Consider the following 7,987-nt stretch of genomic DNA (forward strand, 5'->3'; position numbering starts at 1 on the left):
GGCCGGCCGCCGCCGGCCCGACCTGACCGGCGCGCTGGACGCGATCACCCGCCGGCTGCGCGACCCGGACGACGAGCTGGCCCACCGCTTCCCGCAGTTCACGGGCGCGGTGATGGCGAAGGGGGTGGAGGACACCGCCTTCTACCGGTGGAGCCGCTTCGTCGCGCTCAACGAGGTGGGCGGCAGCCCCGCCCACTTCGGCACCCCGCCGGCCGAGTTCCACCGCTTCGCCGCCGCCCGGCACCTGCGCTGGCCGGCGGCCATGACCGCGCTCTCGACCCACGACACGAAGCGCAGCGAGGACGTCCGGGCCCGGCTCGCCGTGCTCAGCGAGCTGCCGGGCCGCTGGGCCGAGCAGGTCGGCCGGTGGACGGGGCGGGTCACCCTGCCCGACCCGGCCTTCGCCCACCTGCTGTGGCAGACCGCCGCCGGCGCCTGGCCCGTCGAGCGCGAACGCCTGCACGCGTACGCGGAGAAGGCCGCCCGGGAGGCGTCGGTCTCGACCAGCTGGGCCGACCCGGACCCGGCCTTCGAGGACGCGATGCACGCGATGGTCGACGCGATGTACGACGAGCCCGAACTGCACGCCGAGCTGACCGCGTTCGTCGACGAGATCGCCCCGGCCGGCTGGTCGAACTCGCTGGGGCAGAAGCTCGTGCAGCTGGCAATGCCCGGCGTACCGGACGTCTACCAGGGCACCGAGCTGTGGGACAACTCCCTGGTCGACCCGGACAACCGCCGCCCGGTCGACTTCGCCGTACGCCGGGATCTGCTGGCCCGCCTCGACGGCGGCTGGCAGCCCCCGGTCGACGCCGGTGGGGCGGCGAAGCTGCTCGTCGTGTCGCGGACGCTGCGGCTGCGCCGCGCCCACCCGGAGCTGTTCACCACCTACCGACCGGTGCCCGCGCACGGCCCGGCGGCCCGGCACGCGGTGGCCTTCGACCGGGGCGGCGCGATCGCCGTCGCCACCCGTCTGCCGATGACCCTGGCCCGTGCCGGCGGCTGGGGTCACACGATCGTGTCACTTCCGGTTAACAGGGTTACCGACCTGTTCACCGGGCAGGTCTACAGTGGTGGCGAGACCCCTCTGGCCGATCTGCTGGCCACCTATCCCGTCGCGCTGCTGGCTCCCCTCACCGAGTCCGTGGAGGCCGCCTCATGACCGAGTTCGCGGTGTGGGCGCCGGATGCCGCCCGGGTCCGCCTGCGCCTCCCGGGTGCCGACGACCACGAGATGCGCGCCCACCTGGACGGCTGGTGGCGGGTCGACGTGCCCGACGCCGGCCCCGACTACTCCTTCCTGCTGGGTGACGACGAGACGCCGCTGCCCGACCCCCGGTCGCGGTGGCAGCCGCACGGGGTGCACGGGCCCAGCCGGCTCTACGACCACGCGGCCTTCGAGTGGACCGACCAGGGCTGGACCGGCCGGCAACTGCCCGGCAGCGTCCTGTACGAGCTGCACGTCGGCACGTTCACCCCGGAGGGCACCTTCGACGCGGCGATCGGCCGCCTCGACCACCTGGTCGACCTGGGCGTCGACATGATCGAGCTGCTGCCGGTCAACGCCTTCAACGGCGAGCACAACTGGGGCTACGACGGCGTCTGCTGGTACGCCCCGCACGAGCCCTACGGCGGCCCGGACGGGCTGAAACGCCTGGTGGACGCCGCCCACGCCAAGGGGCTGGGGGTGATCCTCGACGTCGTCTACAACCATTTCGGGCCCTCCGGGGCCTACGCGCCGATGTTCGCGCCGTACCTCACCGAGCAGTCCAACACCTGGGGCCGCACCGTCAACCTGGACGGTCCGCACTCCGATGGCGTACGCCGCTACATCGTCGACAGCGTGCTCATGTGGCTGCGCGACTACCACGTCGACGGCCTGCGGCTGGACGCCGTACACGCCATGCCCGACTCGCGCGCCACCCACTTCCTGGAGGAGGTGGCGATCGAGGTCGAGGCCCTGTCGACGCACCTGGCCCGGCCGCTGTCGCTGATCGCCGAGTCCGACCTCAACGACCCCCGGCTGATCACGCCCCGGGAGGCGGGCGGGTACGGCCTGCACGCCCAGTGGAACGACGACGCCCACCATGCGCTGCACACGCTGCTCACCGGGGAGCGGCAGGGCTACTACGGCGACTTCGGGTCGCTGGAGGCCCTGACCGACGTGCTGACCGGTGGGTTCTTCCACGCGGGGACGTTCTCCAGCTTCCGCAACCGTCACCACGGGCGGCCGGTGGACCGGCAGCGGCTTCCGGGCCACCGGCTGGTGGCGTACCTGCAGAACCACGACCAGATCGGCAACCGGGCCACCGGGGACCGGATCTCCGCTTCGCTGTCGCCCGCGTTGCTGCGGGTGGGTGCGACGCTGCTGATGACCGCGCCGTTCACGCCGATGCTGTTCATGGGTGAGGAGTGGGCGGCGTCCACGCCGTGGCAGTTCTTCACTTCGCACCCGGAGCCGGAGCTGGCGGTCGCCGTGGCCACCGGGCGCAAGCGGGAGTTCGCCGCGCACGGGTGGGGGTCGGACGAGGTGCCGGATCCCCAGGACCCGCAGACGTTCGTACGGTCGCGGCTGGACTGGGCGGAGCTGGACAAGCCCGAGCACCGGGAGATGTACGAGTTCTACCGGCGGCTGATCGCGCTGCGAAAGTCGCGTGGTGACCTGTCGGACCCGCGGCTGTCGGCGGTGGACGTGCGGCACGGGGACCAGTTCCTGGTGATGCGGCGGGGGGAGTGCCTCGTCGTGGCGAACCTGGCCGCGCGGGCGCAGGGGATCTCGCTGCCGGGGGTGGTGCGGCGGGTGCTGCTCGCCACCGGTGAAGGGGTCACGGTGATGCGGGACCGGATCCAGTTGCCGGCGGAGACGGCGGCGATCGTCGCGCTGTAGGATCGCGTGCCTGATCGACTTGGGTTCTGTGAAGTCGGGGTGTCGGCGTGCGTCGGATGCCCCAACTTCAATGACGTCGAGTGGATCTCGGCGCCGGACCGATGAGTTCACCCCTGCGGCGGAGTCTGTCCCGGTGTCAGCACGCCGACCCGTGGAGGGCCCCATGTCCGACGTCCTGTCTCGCGAGGCCCTGTGGGCCGCCGCCCACACCGAGCGTGCTGCCCTCGCCGACGACCTCGCGTCGCTCGACGCGACGCAGTGGGCGCAGCAGTCGCTGTGCGGTCGGTGGACGGTGGAAGAGGTCGTCGCCCACCTGACGGCAGCGGCGAGCGTCGGTCGGCTGCGCTGGTTGGCCAGTGCCCTGGCCGCCCGGTTCGACTTCGGGCTGCACAACGACCGGCGTCTCGCCGAGCAGCGAGGCGCGACCCCGGCCGAGACCCTGGAGCGGTTCCGCCGCATCATCACCAGCACCACGTCGACGTTCGGTCCAACCGAGGCGTGGCTCGGTGAGGTGATCGTGCACGCCCAGGACATTCGGCGTCCCCTCGGAATCACGCGCACACCCGCCATCGAGGCCGTCACCCCCGTCGCCCGTTTCTACGCCCAGCGTGACTTCACCGTGGCCGGCCGCAGCGCCATCGACGGCCTGCGTGTCCAGGCGACCGACGGACCCTTCGCGACCGGGTCCGGACCTCTCGTCAGCGGCACGACCCTCGCGCTGGCCATGGTCATGGCCGGCCGACATGCCTACTGCGACGACCTCACCGGCCCCGGCGTGCCCACCCTGCGTGAGCGGTGTACCTCAGCCTGAGATGGGCTGCCCGGTACGTGCGGAAGTGCTGGTAGCGCGCGCCGCGGCGGCCATGTAGCGGCGGCCGTGCGGCGCACGATCAGAATGGTGCGGGTCCGCGGCCTGCCAACGACATCAACACCTGCGTGGCGAGGAGCTTGCGTATGCCGGTGACGGCGACTGTCCCCACCCGATCGTAGGGCAGTTCCAATTGCAGCCCTTCGACTGCGCTGCGAAGGTCTGTCGTGATCTCGTCCGGACGGAACGTGCCGCCCCAGCCGCTGAGTCCTCCGCGCTGGTTGGTACTGAGGGAAGCCATGCCGGATATGCATGCGCCGTCGACCAGGATCAGCCTCGCAGGACCCGAGTAGGTCGTCGTCATAGTCATCAACCCTTCAGGATGTAACGCCGTGCACCCCGGGTCCCGGCTGTCTGACAGTCATCAGAAGGCGAGGCGTCGAGTCCGACCATGGTGTGCTCCACCTGGACCGCGACCGTACGTGCCTCGACCGTCAGAGCGGCGGCGATGCGGAATTCCGTGGTGAGCGCATGAAACGCCGAACGGCGGCCCGCTGAACCAGTCGGGCCGCCGTTCGCAGAGTGTGGATCAAAGCGGGCGGATGTTCTCCGCCTGCGGGCCCTTCTGGCCCTGGGTGATGTCGAACTCCACCTTCTGATTCTCGTCGAGGCTGCGGAAGCCGCTCGCCGAGATCGCGGAGAAGTGGGCGAAGACGTCGGCGCCGCCGTCGTCCGGGCTGATGAAGCCGAAGCCCTTGTCGGCGTTGAACCACTTCACGGTACCTGTAGTCATGTCTGCTCCTTCGCAGGCTGTTAGAGACCGCACTGTGCGGACCCCTACGCCGCCGCGTTGATCACCCGCGTCGAAACGACACGAAAAACGATAAGGCGCCTGGATGGGTTTCAGATGCCCCATCAGGCGCCGGAAAACGTCTACGGAAATCAAAACTGCAACTCGGCTACCTTAGCACATGATCCGTCGTCGATCCCGTGGCGGTGAGTGGACCTGGTCACTCGTCTGCTTGGCGGCCACGATGTCCGTCCACACGGGCCTCGGCGTGGGCGCCTGCGGAAGCGCTGTCTGGCTCCGAGGCGGGCCGGGGGCAGGTGGGCGGCTCGGCCGGCTCGCCCAGTGGTCTCGGTGGAGAACCTTGGTGGCCGCCGGCTGCGGCGACACGTGCCGGGCCGGGGACCCGAGGCGGCGGTGCGGAGGCACGCGACGGTGCTGCGGCGGGACGGGTGGCGGAGGCTACCGGCCGAGCAGGCCGGGGTGGCCCGCCTGGCGACGCTGGTCGGCCTGACCCGATAGGTGCCCCCACCATCTGATCGACGGCGACCTGAGTGGACGCTGCTCGAACCGCCTACGCCACAGGCGATCAGCCAACGAACTCGCCCATTCGTACGGCGTCCGCCGTTGAGCGATCTGACGTAGGGTCCGCTGAGCTGATCAAGTAGAAGCGCAGCTGGGACGTGACGACGCAAGGAGTTCACCGCATGGCAACGGACGCCCATGACGGACCGGTTCCGGAAGCAGCCGTACGTGGGCAGCGGATCCTCGACCTTCTGGACAAGGCAATCGACGTCCAGAGCGCCCTCGTGCGCAAGAACATCGCCCGGGCCCGCCAGCGGAACCCAGAGGCGACACCGGCAGAGGTGATCCGCAATCTGGAGCGGATGTACATCAGCGCCTTGACCGGGACGGGCGCCGCGGTTGGAGGAGCCGCAGCCGCGCCCGGTGTCGGCACGGGCGTCGCACTGGCACTGTCGGCGGGCGAGGTCTTCTCATCTCTTGAGCTGAGCGCCCTCTTCGCGCTCTCGATCGCCGAAGTCCACGGAGTCCGCATCGACGAGGTCGAGCGCCGCCGAACGATCGTGATGGGGATCATGCTCGGCGGGTCCGGGTCCGCCACCATCACCAAGGTCGCCGAGCGGACGGGGCAGCACTGGGGACGTCAGGTTGTCGCCAAGGTGCCTGTCGAGACGTTGCGCCAGATCAACAAGCTCTTGGGGAAACACTTCATCACGAAGTACGGGACCAAGCAGGGCATCATCGTTCTCGGTCGAGCGGCACCGTTCGGTATCGGCGCGGTGATTGGTGGTGGCGCCAACGCTGCCCTCGCCACCCTGGCCGTGCGGGCCGGTCGTCGCGCATTCGGCCCGCCCCCGGCCTCGTGGCCCCCGCTGACGGACAGCACATCGGCACCGGACGCCTCGCATGGCTGACTTCGCGAAGACGTACCTGCACACTGAGTTGCGGGAGGTTCGCGAGGCGATCCTCTGGAAGCTCGACGGGCTCGGCGAGTACGACGTCCGCCGCCCCCCTGACCGCAACCGGCACGAACCTTCTCGGCCTGGTCAAGCACCTGTCGGTCTGGGAGGCCCGGTACCTCGGCGAGGTCTTCGGGCGACCGTTCCCCGAACCCCTGGCCCGCTGGGACGACGTCGAGGCACGCGGTACCGACATGTGGGCGACCGAGCACGAGACGCGCGACGAGATCACCGGCCGCTACCGTCGTGTGTGGGAGCACTCAGACGCGACGATCAGCGCCCTGGCCGTCGATGCACCCGGCTACGTGCCCTGGTGGCCGCGTCCACAGGTCACGCTGTTCGCCGTCCTCGTCCACATACTTAACGATTCGAACCGGCACGCCGGACACGCCGACATCCTGCGCGAGCAGCTCGACGGCTCGACCGGGACAGCGGCCGGGTACGCCGACCGGCAGCGCGACGCGGCCTTCTGGGAAGCCCGACACACGGAGATCGAGCGGGCCGCCAGGGCAGCCGATCGACGTTGGTCGGCCTGACCCGGTGACCAACCTATTGCCTTGTTGTCCTGCTGGCCCGTGCCTACCGTGAGCCGATGACCTCGCGACTGCTCTCGGTGACCTTCGATGCGCACGACCCGGCTCGCCTGGCGCGGTTCTGGGCCGGCATGCTCGGCCGGGAGATCGTCGAGGACGCCGGGGGTGCGCTCCTGCCCGGCGACGACACCCAGCTCAGCCTCCGGTTCGCCCCGAGCGACGCGGAGATGGTGCGGCCGAACCTCATGCATCTCCACCTGACCAGTGCCAGCGGTGACGACCAGCAGCATCTGGTGGCGACGGCGCTGCGGCTCGGCGGCGGCCACCTCGACGTCGGGCAGCGTCCCGAGGAGGGGCACGTCGTCCTGGCCGACCCCGAGGGCTACGAGTTCTGCGTGATCCCGCCGGGCACCACCTTCCTCGCCGGGTGCGGGCTGCTCGGGGAGCTCGCCTGCGACGGCACCCGCGAGGTCGGTCGCTTCTGGAGGGAGGCGCTGGGCTGGCCGCTGGTGTGGGACCAGGACGAGGAGACCGCGATCCAGTCCCCGCACGGCGGCACGAAGGTCGCGTGGGGAGGCCCACCCCTGACCCCGAGGGCGGGGAGGAACCGGCAGCGCTTCGACCTCGCCGTGGCCGGTGACGACCGGCCGGCGGAGGTCGACCGGTTGGTCTCCCTCGGCGCCACCCAGCTCAAGGCGGGTGCGGACGGCGCCGTCATGCTGGCCGATCCCGACGGCAACGAGTTCTGCATGAGGAGCACCGACCGGTAGGGGCGGCGTGTCGCCCGGCCGCCTCCCTCCGCGGCTGGGGCGGGCTTGGCCTGGTGAGCACCGGTCGGCCTGGCGTCAGCGGCGCGTGGCGAGGACCACGCCGGTCAGGCAGAGCGCGCCGCCGAGCAGGGCCAGCGGCGCCGGCACCTCGGCCAGCAGCGTCCAGGACAGCAGGACGGTCACCGGCGGCACCAGGTAGGTCGCGGCGGTGGTGCGACCCGCGGTCCAGCGGGACAGGACGTAGCCCCAGGCGAGGAAGCCGATCGCGGTCGGGAACACCCCCAGGTACAGCATGCCGAGGGTGGCCGGCAGCGGCGCGGTGGCGAGCTGCCCGAGGAGCGCGGGGGCGAACGGCAGCAGCGCCGCGGTCCCGGCCAGCGCACCGAGCCAGGTCATCGTCACGGCGTCGACCCGCGCCAGCAGGCGCTTCTGGAGCAGGACGCCGAAGGCGTACAGCAGGGCGGAGAGCACGGCGAGGGCGACGCCGACCTTGTCGGCGTGCCCGGTGAAGCCGCTGGCCGCGATCAGGGCGACGCCGGCGAAGGCGACCGCCACGCCGGTGCCGAGCCGGCCGGTGAGCCGCTCGCCCAGGACGAGGACCGCGGCCACCGCGACGAGGATGGGCGCGACCGCCACCAGCAGTGCCGCCGTCCCGGCGTCGATCAGCCGCTCGGCGGCGTTCAGCGCCACGTTGTACCCACCGAACCAGGCCACGCCCCACA

General features: G+C 71.1%; 8 protein-coding genes and 2 pseudogenes. 7 read left to right on the plus strand and 3 right to left on the minus strand.

What is annotated here, in order from left to right:
- The 3 genes and pseudogenes from AB0I76_RS17765 to AB0I76_RS17775 all read left to right on the plus strand — a co-directional run.
- Positions 1-1,162 (plus strand): annotated as a pseudogene (locus AB0I76_RS17765) (malto-oligosyltrehalose synthase); the annotation flags it as partial.
- Positions 1,159-2,886: a malto-oligosyltrehalose trehalohydrolase gene (gene treZ, locus AB0I76_RS17770; RefSeq protein ID WP_357036265.1), complete on the plus strand. Its 1,728-nt coding sequence runs from the start codon at positions 1,159-1,161 to the stop codon at positions 2,884-2,886. The pseudogene AB0I76_RS17765 and the gene treZ, both read left to right, overlap by 4 nt.
- Positions 2,887-3,049: 163 nt before the next feature.
- Complete coding sequence (locus tag AB0I76_RS17775; RefSeq protein WP_357036268.1) at positions 3,050-3,697, plus strand: maleylpyruvate isomerase family mycothiol-dependent enzyme; 648 nt, start codon at positions 3,050-3,052, stop codon at positions 3,695-3,697.
- A 79-nt stretch (positions 3,698-3,776) separates the two neighbouring features.
- Here AB0I76_RS17775 and AB0I76_RS17780 read toward each other — a convergent pair whose 3' ends face one another.
- Entirely contained in the window at positions 3,777-4,058 is a 282-nt protein-coding gene (locus tag AB0I76_RS17780; protein ID WP_357036271.1) for a hypothetical protein, read from the minus strand.
- A 225-nt stretch (positions 4,059-4,283) separates the two neighbouring features.
- The gene (locus AB0I76_RS17785; RefSeq protein ID WP_013283833.1) at positions 4,284-4,487 is read right to left on the minus strand and encodes a cold-shock protein; all 204 of its coding nucleotides are present in this window, start codon (positions 4,485-4,487) and stop codon (positions 4,284-4,286) included.
- Positions 4,488-4,835: 348 nt separating this feature from the next.
- Between AB0I76_RS17785 and AB0I76_RS17790 the strand changes: the two genes are divergently transcribed.
- The 4 genes and pseudogenes from AB0I76_RS17790 (at position 4,836) to AB0I76_RS17805 (ending at position 7,265) form a co-directional block, all read left to right on the plus strand.
- A complete protein-coding gene (locus tag AB0I76_RS17790; protein ID WP_357036274.1) occupies positions 4,836-5,003 on the plus strand; it encodes a hypothetical protein in 168 nt (55 codons plus the stop codon).
- Positions 5,004-5,188: 185 nt separating this feature from the next.
- Complete coding sequence (locus AB0I76_RS17795) at positions 5,189-5,917, plus strand: hypothetical protein (protein ID WP_357036277.1); 729 nt, start codon at positions 5,189-5,191, stop codon at positions 5,915-5,917.
- A pseudogene (locus AB0I76_RS17800) lies at positions 5,910-6,498 on the plus strand (DinB family protein). Before AB0I76_RS17795 ends, AB0I76_RS17800 begins: the two are co-directional and overlap by 8 nt.
- 56 nt (positions 6,499-6,554) lie before the next feature.
- Positions 6,555-7,265: a VOC family protein gene (locus AB0I76_RS17805; protein ID WP_357036280.1), complete on the plus strand. Its 711-nt coding sequence runs from the start codon at positions 6,555-6,557 to the stop codon at positions 7,263-7,265.
- A gap of 75 nt (positions 7,266-7,340) precedes the next feature.
- Here the strand turns inward: AB0I76_RS17805 and AB0I76_RS17810 are convergent.
- Positions 7,341-7,987, minus strand: a 647-nt coding sequence (locus tag AB0I76_RS17810) for a DMT family transporter (protein ID WP_357036283.1), incomplete at its 5' end; no start/stop codon positions are given.

The organism is Micromonospora sp. NPDC049799 (assembly GCF_040656655.1).
In the GTDB taxonomy this organism is placed as follows: Bacteria; Actinomycetota; Actinomycetes; order Mycobacteriales; family Micromonosporaceae; genus Micromonospora.